The organism is Lactobacillus apis, from assembly GCF_002837055.1.
Lineage (GTDB): Bacteria > Bacillota > Bacilli > Lactobacillales > Lactobacillaceae > Lactobacillus > Lactobacillus apis.
The window spans coordinates 1-394 of sequence record NZ_PDKP01000070.1 but is presented as its reverse complement, the minus strand read 5'-3'; the positions used below and the strand labels follow the sequence as shown (position 1 = coordinate 394).

1 pseudogene is annotated in these 394 nt (G+C 36.5%); it reads right to left on the bottom strand.

Going from position 1 to position 394, the window contains the following annotated elements:
• Positions 1 to 248 (bottom strand): annotated as a pseudogene (locus tag CRG87_RS07975) (glycoside hydrolase family 32 protein); the annotation flags it as partial.
• Positions 249 to 394: the final 146 nt, after the last annotated feature.

Genomic DNA, 394 nt, shown 5'->3' with positions numbered 1-394 from the left:
CAGTCTGGTTCGCTGTCAGGAGCAAGCGCAATTGGTAATTCTTCCCAATGCACTAAGTCCTTACTGCGATAGTGTCCCCAATGCATTGGTCCCCATTCAGCTGAGTAAGGATGATATTGATAAAAAATATGATAGTAGCCCTTAAAATAAGAAAAGCCATTTGGATCATTCAACCAACCTGCAGGCGTTGAAATGTGATAATTTAAGCGATAACGCTCGTTTGTTACTTGGACTGCTTTTTTCATCATTTACTCCTTTCAACCGAATAAATTCATTCACCGTCATTAAAACAGAACTTTATTAATTAAACAAATAAAAAGGGAACAAAATAATTTGTTCCCTTTTAACGTAGCAATATCCCTAACTCAGCTAATACTACTTATGATAAGGACTG